We start from the raw sequence: 19,025 nt of genomic DNA, 5'->3' as shown, positions 1-19,025 counted from the left end.
TACGCCTACGCTATTACGCTTGAGGTTGTAAAAATTTAAACATTTGCAGCTAATGTTATTCCATATATAAGAAAGGCTTAAGTTTTTCTTGCAAATGTATAAGCCGTTGCTGCAATTGCTTAATACTTTGCAACAAATGTTCTTCCATGTATAAGAAAGGCTTAAGTCTTTCTTGCAAATGTATAAGTCATTGCTGCAATTGTTTAATACTTTACAACAAATGCTCTTCCATATATAAGAAAGGCTTAAATCATTGCAGCAATTGTTGTAATGAACTTATGAATTTATCAATCAATTTGGGAGATGCTTCAATATGGTTCGGTTAAAGCAAGAGACGCGATAAATTGCCGTCTCTACAATAATCAGCCCTTTGTAGAGACGGCGATTTATCGCGTCTTTCCGATCTAGGGGTGTCATCAAAAAACCTTATGCGAACCGTATTAAAAGCGATCGCCATTTTCAAGTAGACCACGCGGTAGGGGCACAAGACCTTGCGCCCCTACTGATGTAATTGTCATCGTGTATTCTACTGTGCGATCGCTTACTCGCCCAAGTTAGACATCGCCCACAATTGATGCTGCATAACAGCGTCCAACTAGCTATCATTAGCTAAGTGGTAAAGTGGTATGCCAGATACATTGACGGTAATACCATTTAGTTAGCAGTCTTTATCAACTGCTTACACTCGCACCCATAAAAATTAGTTTGATCCATTTTCTATTCCCTGCTCTGTATTATGATTCGCATTACCTAAAAGTTATCTCACTAGGTACGGGGTGCAAAAAATACAAAAAATTACTCAAGAATTAAGATTAAGGATACGGCTATGGCGACCGAACAGTTAACTAGAGACAGCGATAATCTAGATTTAAATCAGCTACTAAGAACGCTGAATGCTGTTAAGCAAGGTGACTTCTCGGCTAGGATGCCCATAGACCATACTGGTGTGGCGGGGAAAATAGCTGACACGCTCAATGATATTATTGACCAAAATGAGCGGATGGCGGCAGAGTTACAGCGAATTGGTAATGTTGTCGGCAAAGAAGGCAAAATTGCTGAACGTGCTTCTCTAGGAGATGTTCGTGGTTCTTGGTCAAATTGTGTTACTTCTGTCAATACTCTAATTACAGATTTAGTTCAACCAACTGCTGAAACTACGCGGGTAATTCGGTCGGTCGCTAATGGTGACTTATCCCAAACGATCGCCACAGAAATTGACGGCAGACCTCTTCAAGGTGAGTTTCTCCAAACTGCTAATATCGTCAACACGATGGTAGAACGGCTTGGTTCTTTTGCGAGTGAAGTAACAAGAGTTGCCCGTGAAGTGGGAACTGAAGGTAAGTTGGGCGTTCAAGCCGAAGTGCAAGGTGTGGCAGGCACTTGGAAAGATTTGACGGATAACGTTAACTTGATGGCGGGTAATCTCACTGGTCAAGTTCGCAACATTGCCGAAGTTGCCACTGCGATCGCCAATGGTGACTTATCCAAAAAAATCACTGTGGATGTGAAAGGTGAAATTCTGGAGTTGAAAAACACCGTCAATACAATGGTGGATCAACTTAATTCTTTTGCATCAGAAGTGACAAGAGTTGCCCGTGAAGTGGGAACTGAAGGTAAATTGGGCGTACAAGCAGAAGTTAAAGGTGTTGCAGGTACTTGGAAGGATTTGACTGACAACGTTAACTTGATGGCAGGAAATTTAACTGCCCAAGTCCGTAACATTGCGGAAGTAACAACGGCGGTAGCGAATGGCGACCTTTCTAAGAAAATCACTGTTGATGTCAAAGGCGAAATTTTAGAGTTGAAAAACACCGTCAACATCATGGTGGATCAACTTAATTCCTTTGCATCGGAAGTAACAAGAGTTGCCCGTGAGGTGGGTGCTGAAGGAAAATTAGGTGGTCAAGCAGAAGTTCGCGGGGTAGCGGGTACATGGAAAGACCTTACCGATAGTGTGAATTTCATGGCGGGAAGCTTGACGGCACAGGTGCGGAATATTGCGGAAGTAACTACGGCTGTTGCAAATGGCGACCTTTCTAAGAAAATCACTGTCGATGTGAAAGGTGAAATTTTGGAGTTGAAAAACACCATCAACACAATGGTGGATCAACTCAATTCCTTCGCAAGTGAAGTGACGCGAGTTGCGCGTGAGGTGGGAACTGAAGGGAAGTTGGGTGTTCAAGCAGAAGTCCGGGGAGTAGCGGGGACTTGGAAAGATTTAACTGACAACGTTAACTTAATGGCGGGTAATCTCACCGGACAGGTGCGAAATATTGCCGAAGTTGCCACTGCGATCGCCAATGGCGATCTATCCAAAAAAATCACTGTCGATGTCAGAGGTGAAATTTTCGAACTCAAGAATACCATCAACATAATGGTGGATCAACTCAGTTCCTTTGCATCAGAAGTTACTAGAGTTGCCCGTGAAGTGGGCAGTGAAGGTAAACTGGGTGTGCAAGCCGATGTGCGCGGCGTGGCTGGCACTTGGAAAGATTTAACTGACAGCGTGAACTTCATGGCGGGAAGTTTAACGGCACAGGTGCGGAATATTGCCGAAGTAACTACGGCGGTTGCAACTGGCGATTTATCCAAGAAAATTACCGTCGATGTGAAAGGCGAAATTCTGGAGTTGAAAAATACCATTAACACAATGGTGGATCAACTCAATTCCTTTGCATCAGAAGTTACAAGAGTTGCCCGTGAGGTGGGAAGTGAGGGTAAACTTGGCGTGCAAGCAGAAGTACGCGGCGTGGCTGGCACTTGGAAAGATTTAACCGACAGCGTAAACTTCATGGCGGGAAGTTTAACGGCACAGGTGCGGAATATTGCGGAAGTGACTACGGCGGTTGCAACTGGCGACTTATCTAAGAAAATCACCGTTGATGTCAAAGGTGAAATTCTGGAGTTGAAAAATACCATTAATACAATGGTAGATCAACTCAGTTCCTTTGCAAGTGAAGTGACGCGAGTTGCCCGTGAGGTGGGAACTGAAGGTAAATTGGGTGTACAAGCAGAAGTTAAGGACGTTGCTGGCACTTGGAAAGATTTAACCGACAGCGTGAACTTCATGGCGGGAAGCTTGACGGCACAGGTGCGGAACATTGCCGAAGTGACAACTGCGATCGCAAATGGTGACTTATCCAAGAAAATTACTGTTGCTGTCAAAGGCGAAATTCTGGAACTTAAAAATACCATCAATATAATGGTGGATCAACTCAACTCCTTTGCAAGTGAAGTGACGCGGGTGGCGCGGGAGGTGGGAAGTGAGGGTAAATTAGGTGTACAAGCAGATGTGCGCGGTGTCGCTGGAACTTGGAAAGACTTAACCGACAGCGTGAACTTCATGGCGGGAAGTTTAACGGCACAGGTGCGAAACATTGCCGCCGTAACCACCGCCGTAGCTAATGGCGACTTATCGAAGAAAATCTCCGTTGATGTCAAAGGTGAAATTTTAGAGTTGAAAAATACCGTCAACACGATGGTGGATCAACTAAATTCTTTTGCAAGTGAAGTAACGCGAGTTGCCCGTGAGGTGGGAACTGAAGGTAAGCTGGGCGTACAAGCAGAAGTTAAAGGTGTAGCCGGCACTTGGAAGGATTTAACCGATAGTGTAAACTTCATGGCGGGAAGTTTAACAGCGCAAGTGCGGAACATTGCCGAAGTTACCACGGCGGTAGCCAACGGCGACTTATCCAAGAAAATCACCGTCGATGTGAAAGGTGAAATTCAGGAACTTAAAAACACCATTAATACAATGGTGGATCAGCTAAATTCTTTTGCATCAGAAGTTACTAGGGTTGCCCGTGAGGTGGGAACGGAAGGTAAATTGGGTGTGCAAGCTTACGTCCGAGGAGTTGCAGGTACTTGGAAAGATTTGACGGATAACGTTAACTCAATGGCGGGGAACCTCACCGGACAAGTTCGCAACATCGCGGAAGTTACCAAAGCGGTAGCGAATGGCGACTTATCTAAAAAAATTACCGTCGATGCCAAAGGCGAGATTTTAGACTTGAAAAACACTACCAACACGATGGTGGATCAACTTAGTTCCTTTGCCAGTGAAGTAACGCGGGTGGCGCGGGAAGTGGGAACTGAAGGAAAGTTAGGCGGACAAGCGCAAGTCCAAGGTGTCGCGGGTACTTGGAAAGATTTGACAGATAACGTTAACTCGATGGCGGGTAACTTAACGGCACAAGTACGCGGTATCGCCAGAGTTGTAACGGCGGTTGCTAACGGTGACTTGAAACGGAAACTGATGTTAGATGCTAAGGGAGAAATTGAAACCTTGGCAGAGACAATCAACGAGATGATTGATACTCTAGCGACATTTGCCAATCAGGTAACTACAGTAGCGCGGGAAGTGGGAATTGAAGGGAAGTTAGGCGGACAAGCGAGAGTCCCTGGTGCGGCTGGGACTTGGAAAGATTTAACTGATAACGTGAACGAACTCGCTGCTACACTGACAACTCAGTTGCGAGCGATCGCCGAAGTTGCTACAGCTGTAACTAAAGGTGATTTAACTCGTTCAATTGCCGTCGAAGCACTGGGTGAAGTAGCGATACTCAAAGACAACATCAACCAGATGATTGCCAATCTGCGGGAGACAACGCAGAAAAATACTGAACAAGATTGGTTGAAAACTAACCTAGCTAAGTTTACCCGAATGCTGCAAGGGCAGCGAGACTTAGAAACCGTATCTAAATTAATTCTCTCAGAACTAGCACCCTTGGTAGGAGCGCAACATGGCGTATTCTTCCTGATGGAGTCTGGGGAAAATACACCGTTTTTAAAACTAATTAGTAGCTACGCTTACCGCGAACGCAGACATCTAGCTAACCGTTTCCACTTGGGTGAAGGCTTAGTGGGACAATGCGCTTTAGAAAAAGAGCGAATTCTGTTGACAGATGTACCAAGTGATTATGTGAGAATTGCCTCTGGTTTAGGAGAAGCGTCTCCACTTAATGCTGTGGTATTACCTGTACTCTTTGAAGGACAGGTAACAGCAGTCATAGAATTAGCATCTTTCCGCCGCTTTAGCGAAATTCATCTGACATTCTTCGACCAGCTTACCGAAAGTATAGCGATCGTCCTCAACACGATCGCAGCTTCCATGCGAACTGAAGAATTACTCAAGCAGTCGCAATCTTTGGCTGAAGAACTCCAAACTCAGCAAAATGAACTCCGAGAAACCAACAAACGCTTAGAACAACAAGCCCAATCACTCAAAACCTCTGAAGATTTACTCAAAGGACAGCAAGAGGAACTGCAACAAACCAACGCTGAGTTAGAAGAAAAAGCAGAGTTGTTAGCGATGCAAAAGAAAGAAGTCGAGCGCAAAAATCGAGAAATCGAACAAGCAAGAATGTCTTTAGAAGACAAGGCTGAACAACTCGCCCTTTCTTCAAAATACAAATCAGAGTTTCTCGCCAATATGTCCCATGAACTGCGGACACCGCTAAATAGCTTATTAATTTTGGCGAAGTTGTTGGCAGATAACATAGATCACAACCTCACCAGCAAGCAAGTTGAATACAGCCAGACAATTTACTCAGCCGGTACTGACTTGTTGGCATTAATCAATGACATTCTGGATCTCGCTAAAATTGAATCGGGAACCATGTCAATTGACATGACCCAAATGCCTTTGGTAGAGTTGGGCGAACAAATTGAGCGCACCTTCCGGCAAATCGCTCAGAGCAAAGGACTTGCATTCACAATTGAATTTACTCCCGACTTACCCACAACCATCTATACAGATGTCAAACGCTTACAACAAGTGTTAAAAAATCTTCTCTCCAACGCTTTTAAATTTACAGAGCAAGGGGAAGTTCGCTTGCAGATTGCGGTGGCGAAACAGGGATGGAGCAACGATCAAGTAACTTTAAATCGCGCTCAAAATGTCATCGCCTTCTCAGTTAGCGATACAGGGATTGGCATCGCTCCCGACAAGCAAAAAGTTATTTTCGAGGCATTTCAACAAGCCGATGGCTCCACCAGCCGGAGATATGGTGGTACTGGATTAGGCTTATCAATTAGCCGCGAAATCGCCCGTCTCTTTGGCGGCGAAATTAAACTAACAAGTCAACCCGGTCAAGGTAGCACCTTTACATTCTTTTTCCCCCAATTGAATCCTGAACCTACATCAACACAACTCCTTACTCCCTACTCCCTACTCCCCACTCCCCACTCCTCACTCCTCCCTCCTCACTCCCCACTCAGCACTCAGCACTCAGCACTGATTAGTGATGATCGCGCTACTATTGGCATGGGCGATCGCGTCTTGTTAATTGTCGAGGACGATGTGAATTTTGCCCGCATCCTTATAGAGATGGCGCAACAGCATGGATTTAAGGTGATAACAGCCCAAAATGGCAGTACAGGTTTAGCATTAGCGCAACAATTCCATCCTTCAGCCGTTTTGCTAGATATCCGAATGCCAGAAATGGATGGTTGGACAGTATTGGATCGTCTGAAACATGACCCAAATACCCGCCACATACCTGTACACATTATGACCGTTGAAGAAGGGCAACAGCGCAGTTTGCAACTAGGTGCGATCGCATATCTGCAAAAGCCCTTAAGCAGCGAGATAATATCCGAGGCATTGCTCAAAATTAAAGGTTTTGTTGAACGCCAGGTAAAAAATTTACTGGTAGTCGAAGACGATGACACTCAACGGCATAGTATTGTCGAGTTAATTGGCAACAACGATGTTTATACTACTGCTGTTGCCACAGGTGCAGAAGCGTTAGAAGCCATCCGCAGCCAGCATTTTGATTGCCTCGTCCTCGATTTAGGGCTACCCGACATGACCGGGTTTGAATTGATCGATCAGATTAAGCTTCTACCTCACGGCAAAACATTGCCCATCATTGTCTACACAGGTAGAGACATTAGCAAAGCTCAAGAAACCGAACTGAGACGGATTGCCGAAACAATTATCATTAAAGATGTGCGATCGCCCGAACGTCTCCTTGATGAAACGGCATTATTTTTACACCGAGTCCAAGCAAATTTACCAGCACCCAAACGACAAATACTTGAACAATTGCATTCCATAGATTACTTACTCGCTGGCAAGAAAGCGCTAATTGTAGACGACGATGTGCGTAATATTTTCGCGCTGACAAGTATGCTGGAGCGTTATCAAATACAAGTGTTATACGCTGAAAACGGCAGAGAGGGGATTAACGTATTAGAAAATACACCAGATATTGATGTCGTTTTGATGGATGTAATGATGCCAGAAATGGACGGTTACGAAACAACAAGCTTAATCCGCCAAAACGAGCAATTTAAATCTTTGCCGATTATTGCACTGACAGCTAAAGCCATGCAAGGCGATCGCGAGAAGTGTATTGAAGCGGGTGCATCAGACTACATCACCAAACCCGTAGATACTGAACAACTGCTTTCACTCTTACGTGTTTGGCTATATCGGTAAGTTAAATTAAAGGAGGCAGGGGCCAACGATTTCAACCCTGATAGGGATTTTAATGAATTGCAATGCACTAAGGCTTAATAATCTGATGCTTGAGTTCAGTTTCAATCCCTGATAGGGATTTTAATGAATTGCAATCTGCGATCGCCTGAGTTCCAAAGCCATCCGTCGTAACGGTTTCAATCCCTGATAGGGATTTTAATGAATTGCAATAAATCCTATTAACTGCCAGTAAAAAAGCTGTAGCTGTTTCAATCCCTGATAGGGATTTTAATGAATTGCAATTCAAGGTCAGTTATCCTCCTTTGGCTTGAAAGATGTTTCAATCCCTGATAGGGATTTTAATGAATTGCAATTCACAAATATTCATTAGGGGTTTCCATAGGACTGGTTTCAATCCCTGATAGGGATTTTAATGAATTGCAATCATTGGAGGCGCACCAATAGAATAGGGTTGACAGTGGGTTAAGTTTCAATCCCTGATAGGGATTTTAATGAATTGCAATTTAATGCTGTGGAGTCTTTACCGCCACTAAACGCTGTTTCAATCCCTGATAGGGATTTTAATGAATTGCAATCTCTGGAATGCTAAGGGCAACCTAACATATAAGCATGTTTCAATCCCTGATAGGGATTTTAATGAATTGCAATATTACCAAAGGTTTGCATAGTACCCTGTACGGCATCAAGTTTCAATCCCTGATAGGGATTTTAATGAATTGCAATGGTAATCCAGCGCTGCTGCTTCTCGGAGAAACTTTGGTTTCAATCCCTGATAGGGATTTTAATGAATTGCAATCAATATGCACCCCAGCGTGTTCGGTCGCGGCGTAGTGTTTCAATCCCTGATAGGGATTTTAATGAATTGCAATAAATACGGCATCAACAAATTGAAAGGAAGAAATCAGGTTTCAATCCCTGATAGGGATTTTAATGAATTGCAATTGGCAGATTCATAAGCTTGGGTTTTGAATTCCAAGTTTCAATCCCTGATAGGGATTTTAATGAATTGCAATCCCTACGACAACTTTGATTACAGATACGGAAAAGGTTTCAATCCCTGATAGGGATTTTAATGAATTGCAATCAATATCTCAGCAACAACAGGAGTAGAAGTACTAGGTTTCAATCCCTGATAGGGATTTTAATGAATTGCAATTTTATCCCTTAATTTTGAAATAGCCAAAGCAGAGTTTCAATCCCTGATAGGGATTTTAATGAATTGCAATGCAAAGATATAATATTAAAGGTTCCCAACATAGCTGTTTCAATCCCTGATAGGGATTTTAATGAATTGCAATGTTTTACGCTTCAATACAAGCCAACACTCCGGCTGTTTCAATCCCTGATAGGGATTTTAATGAATTGCAATTGGGAGATTGAGCGGCAGTACTGTGGGGCCACGTTTCAATCCCTGATAGGGATTTTAATGAATTGCAATGGCGGGAGGCTGAAAGCCAAGCTGTATTTAGTTTTCAAGGTACGGTTGCGCGATTCAAGGGCAATCATAGCATTAGAGAATTCGTTTGGAAAGAGCGCCAAGAAAATTTAAAGGCTGAAATCGTATTTTGATAAGCATTTCAGAGATTGCGCGGATGAGGATTAAGCGACTAATAGGTTGAAAGCCTTACTGTACTTGGGATAGAAGCACTTTTTTAGACCTGTGGAATTTGTACACCTACCCATCCGCGCATTTGAAATACAGAAACCTAGCTAGAAGGGGACTCAGCAAAGAAAATTGTTTCGTCTCGTGGCTGTTCTCCGCCAATACGTTCGACTTTTGCTTGACAACAGCCACAGAGAAAATAAAAGCGCACACTATCGGTATCGGATTTAATCAATTTGGCTAAACGCGATCGCAGTTTAGCATACTGAGTAGAAGTGATATTGCACTCAAACACACTCAGTTGCATCCATTGTCCATAAGACTTGAGAACAGAATGGATTTTAGTACGGCGTTTATCTTCTGGAATGTCGTAGCTGACAACAATATACATGAAGGGAATAGGGAATAGGGAATGGGGAATGGGAAGAAATTACAAGTTATTTGAGAATTAAAGGAGGATATTTATCGATTTCGTTCATGAGGTATTTAGCCAGTAACCTCGCCTGAATTTCAAAGGATTCTTGGTAAGTGCATTTGTTTCCCATCACTGGATGTTTGAACTCCGATAGTTTCTTTTGTTGATAGGCGCGAAGAAATGTATGCAGTCCTTCTTTGGTTAAAGACACAGCACCACTGAGCGGTTCGGTGGTAAAGTCAGTTAAGGTTAGCGATCGCTTGTTAATCAGCGACAACACTACAGCATCCACTATTAAAGGACGAAATTCTTCCATTAAGTCTAAAGCTAGGGAAGGTCTACCATAACGTTCAACGTGTAAGTATCCTAGATAAGGATCGAAGCCAACAATATTTAAAGCACTTTGCACATCATGGCGTAGTAATGAATACCCGAAACTTAGTAGGGCATTAACAGGATCGGTTGGTGGACGGCGATTTCTGGCTTCAAAGCGAAATTCTGGGGTTTTGATTAGCTGTTGAAAGGAACCAAAATAGGCTGCACTACCAGCACCTTCTAAGCCTCTGAGAGAATCAATGCTGCTAGTTTTTTCAATTGGTGCGATCGCATTTTCCAATCGAGTAATGTTATCATTCAGGTCAGTATCAGGATGTTCTCGTTGAGTGCGAAGTAAGCTATGGCGGTAATTTTTCAATTTACCCCGCACAAATCCTCTAACTAAATGGATTGCTGGTTCTGATTCTCCCACAGCCTGCCATTGAGCTTTCCGAACAAAGAGATTTTTGGTAACTTCTGGTTCTAAACGTCCTAAATATCGACCGTTTTGGGTGAGAAATGTTAAACAGATGTGACGTTCTAAAAGTTCACTGACGACGGCAGGAGAAATAGTAGCCCGCCCTAGTACTACAATCCCTTCTAGTTTAATTAAAGGGATATCCATGATAGTTTTTTGTTCAGCTTTGACGGTGAGACGTTCGTCAACTTTGCCGATAAAAGCATCGGCTTGTGTTACGTAAAGTGTTCCCATTTTGGATTCTTCCTAGTAATAATTGGGGCTTGAGTAAGTACAATTCGCTAGGGTATAACTCAATAGGGTTTAATTAAGGCTAAAACCCTTTATCAAAGTTAATTGTTTTAACGAACCGCCAAGACGCAGAGGACACAGAGAGGAGACAGAAATCCTTAACCGAACTGTATTAGGGTATAACTTAATTAGCTTCTTGATAACTTTTGACTTTATCGGTTGCTTTGGGTAAACATTGCGAATAAAGACTGCATCCTTCACAACGTTTGCTGTAAACTGGTTTTGGCATTGCTCCTGTTTCTAGGAGATTTGTGACAGATTGAATAGTTGCGATCGCACTTTGCCGTAACTCTTGATTAATCTCTACTAATTGCCGTTGATGGGAGTGGGCATAATAGATATATCCAGTAGTAACAGGTTGTCCTGTCATTTCTTCTAAACATAAGGCTTGGGCACAAACTTGCAACTCATCGTTATCCCATTCGCCTTTACGTCCTCGTTTGTATTCCACTGGATAAACTTGACCTGATTCAGCTTCAATTAAATCAGATTTACCAATTAACTTGTATTGCTCAGACTTCAACCAAATTGCTCGAATCTGCCAAGTTTCTCCTCGCTGTATATCGCTTGTCGTGTGGACGCGATCGTGTAAAGTTGTACCTTCAATTGTGTATTGATTATCGGTAAACTCCCCTGTACAAAACATCCGCCAACAGCGATGCGAACAATAGGCATATTGATTCAATGCCGCAATGGAAATATATTCAGTTTGATTCATAACTTAGGTGGTTTTTAAATGATTATTGAAATTATGGAGAATACAGCCGTCGTGTCATTCCCATACCCATTGTTGTTTTTCTTCCGACACCGCTATATAAAGCAAAGTCAGCTAAAGCGTTAATTTGCTTAATTTGTATTGGTTCAACTGTCCCTAAAATTTTATAAGTAACTTCGCCAAGAATGCCGATAAATTTGCTGCGAGAATCAGCTAATATTTCTGTGTGAATATTGACAAATGAGGGAAAGATTGACTCGATCGCAATCTGAGGAAATTCTATGCCACTGTACTTATTCCACCGTGAAAGTAGGGAATTGAAAACAGATTCTCTAGTAGGAAGGGTAGTATCATACTGTCCTTGACGGAAGGCGGTAGGCGTGGAGAAGGTAAGATTAATGGAAGAATTGCGTAGGCGTAGCCCGTCGCAGACATCGCTAGCTTCTTCGTATAATTGAGCGTAAGTACTGGCATTTGCCCAAGGTTGAATAGATTGGGGTGTGCCTTGAATGCTGGTAATATACAAGTCAGCCGGGCCAAGATGCCAAGGGCGATTGGGATTAAGATTTAGCCAAAGTTGGGTAAGTTTGCCAAATAGAGTGTCATCTAATAAAGAGATGCGCCACCAACAAGGAGTTCCGGCGGGAATGGGTTGTTGATGTGAATATTGCAATTTAGATCCCCCTTTACCCCCCTTCAAAAGGGGAGAATTAATTTGTAGAGGCGAGAGGGTGAAAGCTTTATCTGCGGTGGAATCGTGCAAGCGATCGCCTAATGTGCTATCTACAGAACTAACAAGGGTTAAAAATAGGGCGTGGAGATGTCTACCTGTAAGATACTGTGGTGGAATAGGCGATTGAGGTAGCAAATTCAACACTAAACTATGAGGCATACTTTCTCTTTTTGGTTGTAGACTGAGTGATTCTTGACTCTACAGTGAACTCAGGGATTTCTTGGAGTTCAGTTTCACTCAAACTATACTGTTCACAAACAAGACTTAGACGATTTCCTGGGGTTTTGACAGCGTTAACAGAATGGGTTAAATCACCTTGAAAATAAACTAAAGTATTGAATTGGGGCTTAATTTGCCCAAGTTGGCGTTTGTGCGATCGCAATACCAGTTCTCCCCCTTCCATATCCGCAGGTACTCGCACATAAAGCACACTGACAACCGCAGGCGGTTCAATGGTTTTGGAGTAGGAACGTAAGGAGCGATCGATATGCGGATCGACGCGGGAGCCTTCCTTTAGTTGTAAGGGATTGAGGTAAAAAGCATTACAACTCGGTTGGAGAGCTAAATCTAGGTAAGGCTTGAAGTAGGGAAACTGCTGTTCTACTTTTGCTAATCCAGAACGCTGAAATACTACAGAAAATCCTTTAGTAGCGACAAAATCGCGGTTGAGGTTGTTGATAGCAAAGTAAGGACAAGCTTGGATTTCTCCCCACAAGTTGTTTAGGTAGTCGCTGGGGAAGGCGTTGGTTTGTTGTTGATAGTGTTTCACTGAGGATAGAGGAGCGATCGCTGAGTGTGGTATCTAAAATTTTAAAGACTGTTGAGTGATGATAGTAGTATTCTTTTAAGTGAGAAAAACTACGTATGGAGAAAGACTAATGAGAATTGATGATTACAATGCAGCAAAGGCATTAACTGAAAAACTTAAAGAGAACTTACCTATTAAAGCACGAGCAGGGAAGGAGTTTTTGAAGACATTAAAGCAAAAAGGAGTAAACGCCGATCCAGACAGAGAATTTGAAATTGATTTCGTTGGCTATTCAGGAGATGAAGGCGGGATTATGTGCGGACTAAAAGATCCAAATAATCCCGAAAGTAAAGAAAAATATGTTTCTTCTATTACTCATCTAAAAATTGACTCTAATCATCCCCTAGCTGCTGAAGTGCAGGCTTACCAACGCCAGCGAATACGTAATTTAATGTTGCAAGATTCCAGAAGTTTTAAAGCCGAGTTAATGACGATAGAGCCTCGAAAAAATAAAAGCCGTAGTAAAGGTTTTGGGAAGTGATTAACTCCGAAAACGATATTGTATCTGAACTGGAATTTTTAAGTTTTGAATGCCATCAAATTGATAGTATTGACCTCGCATTTGGACATTTTGAATTAAACTAACTGGAGGCATATTCACAACATCATAGCTAATCACTTGATTAGTAAACATCACATCTAAAGGATTTAATGGATGTGTACAAGTGAATATACCCTCAGCAATTTTAGGTTTCGGTAATGGTTCAACTGTCACTTCAGCTTTGCTCATCCATTTACCCAAGCGAATCCACTTTGGTAGTTTGAGTTCTTTTTGCGAAATGACAAAAAACTCAAATCGGCTTTCTGCGGCTATTTCTTTCGCTCTCCCAAAACTAGGGATATTTTTCTGGGTTTTCTCCATTTCAACGTGGTAGTTGTTGTTAGCATACTTCCAGGTGTTGAGGATGGAAGAATGATTGAGCGATCGCGCCGGAGTTACGTAAATTCCCTGTTGATTGAGTGGCGTTAAATGCTCCTCATATTTTGGTACTTGTTCTGGGCAAAAATAGCGATAAGAATGTTCTTCAGCAACGGTAGTAGAGTAGATTTGGCTATCAACTAAACCCAGTGCATAACAAAGAGCGTAATTGTGAATTATTGGCTCTGTTTCATACAATCGCCCGATTTCACGAGTTGCGTAATAAAGGCTGTCATGTAGTTCTATTTGACAGCGATAAATAATTGCCATCTTGCTTACTCCGTGACAGCAGCAGGTTTCTTATTAACCTTGGTATCTTTCTTAGGGTCTTTCTTACCTGATTTAAGAACCCATGTTTGAGCATAAATAGATGATTCAGAATTTGCTTGACTCAACATTTCTTGCAATCGAGTTTCATCACTGGTGATAGACTTCACTTTAGTCAAAAGTTGTGTGAAGGATTCACCAACAAAATCAGTATGAGAAATGCACTCTTGAGACATTAGAGCAGTAATTGCTTGTGTAGCCGCCTCTAAAACATCGTCTTCATTGAGCGGATCGGGAGGATTAATTTGCTTTGGAGTTGCATTACTCATTACATCATATATCTTTTGAGTCCAGAGAAGATTACTAACAATCTCACCATCAGCGAAAATAACTCCAACTAACTCATTACGCACTCTACCAGTGCGGGTAGTCTGCGCTCCGTAATGGCGTGTTCTGAGAATATTATTGAAAACGTAGAGAAATCCAGCTTCAGTGGGATCTTTCAGCGTGACAATACTGGGAAAAAAGACTTGAGGTAAGATATGATCTTGACTGTTAATACGGCTGGTTACTTCCCCTTGACGGCTCATCGTCCCATTTTCCCAAGGTGCATTAAGGGTAAAGTTAAGGTGAGAATCATCAAATGGTGTGATGGAATAAGCTGTGTCTACAACTACTTTAGATTTCTCAGAACCAGAATCACCAATAGCAAAACCATAGAGAATACAATCAGGAGTAGTTTTGCTGAAATCGAAATTATAATCACATTTTTCAGCATCACCGATATTGTATTTACGTAGTAATTCTCTACCTGTTAAACGTTCTGGTGTAGACTGCTTGCGCTTAAACATTGCCAAGCGACTAATAGATTCTTTGTTTTCAATTCCAGCACGTACTCTTGCTTTATTCAGTTCACCATCTGTCTGGAATAAAGGATAAGATTCTGTAACCCGTATAGTAATGAAATGAGCATATTTGCCCATTGGTTTAGCAGGAATTACATCGTGGAAAAATTTAGAATCGAGTGTTTTCAATAATTTCATGGTTAGGTTCCTTAAGTATGGATTTTGCTAAAAATGATAGATTTGATATTATGCTGCATCTTCAGCATAGTCATCAGTAATATCTTCAGGATAATTTTGCTTCCGGTTTTTCCAATATTCATCTTCTGCTACACGATAAAGATATTCACAAGTATCCTTAATAAGGTTTAGTTGTGTACCTGCTAAACGAGCGCGATCACCTTTAAAACATTCATAAAAAATTACCTCTACAAAATACTCAGCAAACTTGTAAATTGCTTGTCGTTCTTCTTCAGGTGTTAAATATCGTAATTCTCCATTAACTAAGTCATAAGCAGCCTGTCCTTCTGCTTCTTTACGTCGAACATTATTCATGAGTTTTGCTAAACGTGATGCTACTACCTCCGTAAGAGATTTTTCATCACTAGCTATAGATTTTTCAAATTTCAAAATAATATCAGCAGCCTCGTCAATTGGCTTGATAATTGCATTAGTTTTTGGTGATTTCCCCTTACTTTTAGCTCGATAAAAACTGCGATACAGTTTTGTTAATTCCTGAAGTTTAGTCATGTCATCTCCTTTGGGATCGAAGTAGTAGTAAAATTTTTGATACAGCCGAATCTTGGCAATAGATACAGAATCAATCTTGTCTTGCTTTCGCAACCATTTGTTAAGGTAATGGAAGACATAGAGAGGATTGGTTTCTAAATCCCTTGCTAAATCTGCTAATCTACCCCAATCTGGATCGCCATCCTTTTTACGGTTAACTTCCAAGTGAATAGAGTAAGCAGCAGTGAGAGCATTGAGGGGAGAAAATTCACGCTTTTCTAAACTACGAGGTAGAATACTATCTAAACGATAGTTATCTTTTTGAATCAGAGAACGAATTGCTTGATGTTCTCCATCAATTAAAACTGTTTGTTCAAAATCAGCACCACTAATAAAAGGTGGTACAGGTGATTCTGATGCTACGACTTTCACATCTAGAACAAGCGGTAACGCTAATGCTAACCAAGCTGGTGTTACCCAAGATTCTGTATCTGTAGCGTCTCTTCCAGGCGGTAAACCTAAAAAGAAAAATGTCAGAGTTTCATGTTCTGGAAAGCTAATTTTAAAAGTGCGGTCATCTTCTGGTTTTAGATTTTCTTTAATCAAGAGAGAATCAACTTTTTGATAATCATCAATTTGAAACTTTGCAACTTGATTTTCTGAGATAAAATGCTTACGCATTTCGGCATCAAACCGAGTTCGAGAAAATTGATTGTAAGCTTTTTGCAAAAATTTATTGGTTTCTGGGGTAAAAAAGTAAGTTGGGTAAAGGTAGAGATAGCGATATTTCCGACCTTCAAAATCTGCTCCTACGGCATTTGTTTGATTCATCAAAATTTGTCTCAACATAATTTCAATTGACCAAATTGAGCAAATTTGCCGTTTAGCAGCTTGAGCATTAAATAAAATCTGACGATTACTGTAGACTTGAGGAGCAAATAAAGTTGCTGATTCCATCTGTTCAGTCACAGTATATGAAGAACTAGAAATTGCACAAACATTTTTTCGTCCTCTACCTGTAATTTTGGCGGCATTATAGCGTTTAAGTTCAACTAAAAATGAGTCTGGGTTTGGTTCTATAACTGCGCCTGTTGGTAAAGAAATAACTTGATTGACATAAGTTTTTAAGTCATCCCAGCCATCGGGCATATTCTGAAACTCTACTAAAATTGGTCTAATCAAAGTAGCAGCATGATTCACCATCCCTTTCATAACTTCCAGGATTTGAGCAAAGCTTAATCCTGAATGATTACGAAAGTATTGTGCTGCTAGGTAATACCAATCAAGAGGTACACCACCTGTTTTTTTCAAAGATTGAATTTCTCTGACGGCTGGAATTTCTGCTGACAATTCCAAATATTCAGCTAGCTTTTGTGTCAAATCCAAATCTGGAATACTTTTTCTCTGATTTTTTGTTAGCTGTTTCTGCCAATTATTAACTTTTTCGCACCAACTACCCCAAATCCCTCGACACAAAACATCACCAAATTCTGCCAAGCGATCAATGCGAATTTCATTAGCAATTTGTAAATTTAAGTGTGCTGATAGTTCGCCTTGTGCTTGATAATTTAGCAAGCTTTCGCCTCGCTTATCAGCAGAAGCAGGTTTTGAGTCTGGAAGTAGTCGAGAAGTAGCATTAATACTAACTTCCATTAATTCAACTACATCAAAAAATAACCAGTAATAATCTGCAAATTTTAATCCCTTACCACCACGATTAAAACCTGTCTGTCTTTCCTTCAGTTTCTCTGCACATAAGTACTTTATTTTGGTAATAACTTGTTCAGGAATTCCATCAGTTGTAATCGGAGGAGCATCAGCAGTAGCTAAATAGACAACGCCATCAGGTAGATAGAGTAATGGTGTATAAAACTCTTCACGATGTGCTGCGATTAAAGCATTATTGAAAATATTTGTGAGAATTCCACGATTTTCTGAAAGGGAATGATAGGTAAGTTGTAATTGATGATTACTGAGATGTTGTAGTATTTTAGGTATACTACCATCCTCAGCATCTCTTGGGTGTTTGACAACTGAAGCAAAACGATCAGATAGTTTGACAAGATTAACAAGGATACCCCTAACTCTATCATCCAATCTTTCATCATCTAGAGGAGATAGCCCACGACTTTTAAGACCCAGATCAGCATCATACTTATCTCCAGAATTATTACTAATCCAGATAATGTCATCAATGTAATCCTCCCATTCTTCTCCAAGTAGATTATTTAAACCAAAATCCAGAATTTTTTGGGCAACATACCTACGTCCGAGATTGGGAGCATCTGATTTTTTGGATGGATTTTGTCTCCAGTTGCGATTTTTGAATTTACCCTCTTGATTATTAGCAATTAACCAAGTTGTATAATCAGGGAATTTATCATAGTCATGAAGTAGATAGGATGTAATAAACACATTAGCTTGCAGGTCTTCACAAAATCGCTTAACCGCATTAGTTCCTAACTTCTCTTCCTGTAGTTTTTTCAGAATTCGATAAGTAGGAAATAACCCATTTAAAAGATGTGCAAGGAGAGATTGATCATGTTTACTCCGCTCAACATTTTTACCTTCTGCTCTTCTGTCTTCAGTAAACCTCCCACCTTTAGCGGTTGCACCTGCTAGCTGTCGAATTAAATTAGGTAAGACATAATCTGCAAACTTTTCTAGGATGCGATCGCCTTCATTTCCTTTTGCCTTTTTTACAGCTTCTTTAAATAACCGAATAGTGAGAAGTTCACGTTTGATAGGCGATTCGTCATCTTCATCTTTTTCTGAATCAAAATCTGGCACTTCTTCCGGTAAATCATCATCAAATTCGTTCATTAATTTGCTTCCTCGCTTTCAATAGCTTGATATTCAAGTATTTTTTCTTGTTGAATAATCCATAATTTCCCTATCACATCGGCGGATTCTAGCCCAGTGATTAATATTTCAATAGCTTCACGCCAATCAGCAAATATGTAGCGAGAGGGTAGACGAATAATTACAATTCCTGAATAGTCAGAGGGCTTATATTTCAGACGATTTCCAAAGCCGCGATCGCAAGTGATTAAACATCTACCCTCACGGCGACAAACCTCAATAACTTCGGGATCGGGTGCAGAACTTAAGCCTTGTCCTGGTACTGTTGCAACATCGTGTCCTGCTAATTGCAATAAAGTTACAACACGCAAGTCGATATTTTCATCTAGCTTTAATTTCACGCATTTGCTTCCTTTTTTTTTGTTAAAGGAAGTTCCACAAAAACATCCCGCGCCATCTCTGCGCCGTAGGCGATGCAAGCCAGTACATCTTCTCTTTCTATGCTTGGATAAGCTTCAAGAACTTCTTCAATTGTTGTACCACCAGCTAAATAATCCAAAATTAGTGATACCCAAATCCGGTGTCCGCGAATGCACGGTTTACCAAAACAAATATTCGGATCGATGGAAATACGAGAAAGCAAATCATTGTTAGTCATGTAGCT

The 19,025-nt window shown here is 41.2% G+C and carries 12 protein-coding genes and 1 CRISPR repeat array; of the genes, 2 read left to right on the top strand and 10 right to left on the bottom strand.

The annotated features are described in order from the left end of the window. Positions 1 to 826 precede the first annotated feature (826 nt). Positions 827 to 7,444, top strand: coding sequence for a HAMP domain-containing protein (locus H6G86_RS04595; RefSeq protein WP_190933325.1), 6,618 nt, complete (start codon positions 827 to 829; stop codon positions 7,442 to 7,444). Between the two features lie 27 nt (positions 7,445 to 7,471). Continuing rightward, a CRISPR array of direct repeats spans positions 7,472 to 8,882; the repeat unit is 37 nt; unit sequence GTTTCAATCCCTGATAGGGATTTTAATGAATTGCAAT. A gap of 268 nt (positions 8,883 to 9,150) precedes the next feature. On the opposite strand, the gene cas2 is transcribed toward H6G86_RS04595, so the two are convergent. From cas2 to H6G86_RS04570, 5 genes are all read right to left on the bottom strand, one after another. Then, on the bottom strand, positions 9,151 to 9,438 hold the full coding sequence (gene cas2 / locus H6G86_RS04590) for a CRISPR-associated endonuclease Cas2 (RefSeq protein ID WP_190933324.1): 288 nt from the start codon (positions 9,436 to 9,438) through the stop codon (positions 9,151 to 9,153). Between the two features lie 46 nt (positions 9,439 to 9,484). After that, positions 9,485 to 10,489, bottom strand: a complete 1,005-nt coding sequence (cas1d, locus tag H6G86_RS04585) for a type I-D CRISPR-associated endonuclease Cas1d (RefSeq protein ID WP_190933323.1) — start codon at positions 10,487 to 10,489, stop codon at positions 9,485 to 9,487. Positions 10,490 to 10,670: 181 nt separating this feature from the next. Continuing rightward, the gene (gene cas4, locus H6G86_RS04580; RefSeq protein ID WP_190933322.1) at positions 10,671 to 11,264 is read right to left on the bottom strand and encodes a CRISPR-associated protein Cas4; all 594 of its coding nucleotides are present in this window, start codon (positions 11,262 to 11,264) and stop codon (positions 10,671 to 10,673) included. Between the two features lie 31 nt (positions 11,265 to 11,295). Then, complete coding sequence (cas6, locus tag H6G86_RS04575) at positions 11,296 to 12,153, bottom strand: CRISPR-associated endoribonuclease Cas6 (RefSeq protein ID WP_190933321.1); 858 nt, start codon at positions 12,151 to 12,153, stop codon at positions 11,296 to 11,298. Beyond that, positions 12,143 to 12,763, bottom strand: coding sequence for a 2OG-Fe(II) oxygenase (locus H6G86_RS04570; protein ID WP_190933320.1), 621 nt, complete (start codon positions 12,761 to 12,763; stop codon positions 12,143 to 12,145). Before H6G86_RS04570 ends, cas6 begins: the two co-directional genes overlap by 11 nt. 109 nt (positions 12,764 to 12,872) lie before the next feature. Here H6G86_RS04570 and H6G86_RS04565 point away from each other — a divergent pair, with 109 nt between their 5' ends. Beyond that, positions 12,873 to 13,283 carry a hypothetical protein gene (locus H6G86_RS04565; protein WP_190933319.1) on the top strand — a complete coding sequence of 137 codons (411 nt, stop codon included), beginning with the start codon at positions 12,873 to 12,875 and terminating at the stop codon, positions 13,281 to 13,283. Here H6G86_RS04565 and cas5d read toward each other — a convergent pair whose 3' ends face one another. Genes cas5d through H6G86_RS04540 form a run of 5 tightly spaced genes read right to left on the bottom strand, consistent with a single transcriptional unit; the run spans position 13,284 to position 19,019 of the window. Next, positions 13,284 to 13,991: a type I-D CRISPR-associated protein Cas5/Csc1 gene (cas5d, locus tag H6G86_RS04560; protein ID WP_190933318.1), complete on the bottom strand. Its 708-nt coding sequence runs from the start codon at positions 13,989 to 13,991 to the stop codon at positions 13,284 to 13,286. A gap of 5 nt (positions 13,992 to 13,996) precedes the next feature. Then, positions 13,997 to 15,031 carry a type I-D CRISPR-associated protein Cas7/Csc2 gene (gene cas7d / locus H6G86_RS04555; protein ID WP_190933317.1) on the bottom strand — a complete coding sequence of 345 codons (1,035 nt, stop codon included), beginning with the start codon at positions 15,029 to 15,031 and terminating at the stop codon, positions 13,997 to 13,999. A gap of 48 nt (positions 15,032 to 15,079) precedes the next feature. Then, entirely contained in the window at positions 15,080 to 18,382 is a 3,303-nt protein-coding gene (cas10d, locus tag H6G86_RS04550) for a type I-D CRISPR-associated protein Cas10d/Csc3 (RefSeq protein WP_190933316.1), read from the bottom strand. Beyond that, a complete protein-coding gene (locus H6G86_RS04545; RefSeq protein WP_190933315.1) occupies positions 18,382 to 18,762 on the bottom strand; it encodes a DUF5615 family PIN-like protein in 381 nt (126 codons plus the stop codon). The genes cas10d and H6G86_RS04545 overlap by 1 nt, the downstream gene beginning before the upstream one ends. Next, positions 18,759 to 19,019 (bottom strand): DUF433 domain-containing protein, encoded by a 261-nt coding sequence (locus H6G86_RS04540; protein WP_190933314.1) that lies wholly within the window; start codon positions 19,017 to 19,019, stop codon positions 18,759 to 18,761. The genes H6G86_RS04545 and H6G86_RS04540 overlap by 4 nt, the downstream gene beginning before the upstream one ends. Positions 19,020 to 19,025: the final 6 nt, after the last annotated feature.

This window comes from Nostoc sp. FACHB-133, assembly GCF_014698055.1.
Taxonomy (GTDB): Bacteria; Cyanobacteriota; Cyanobacteriia; order Cyanobacteriales; family Nostocaceae; genus Nostoc.
Note: the sequence above shows the minus strand (reverse complement) of the source record. Positions and strands in the feature narration are given on the sequence as shown.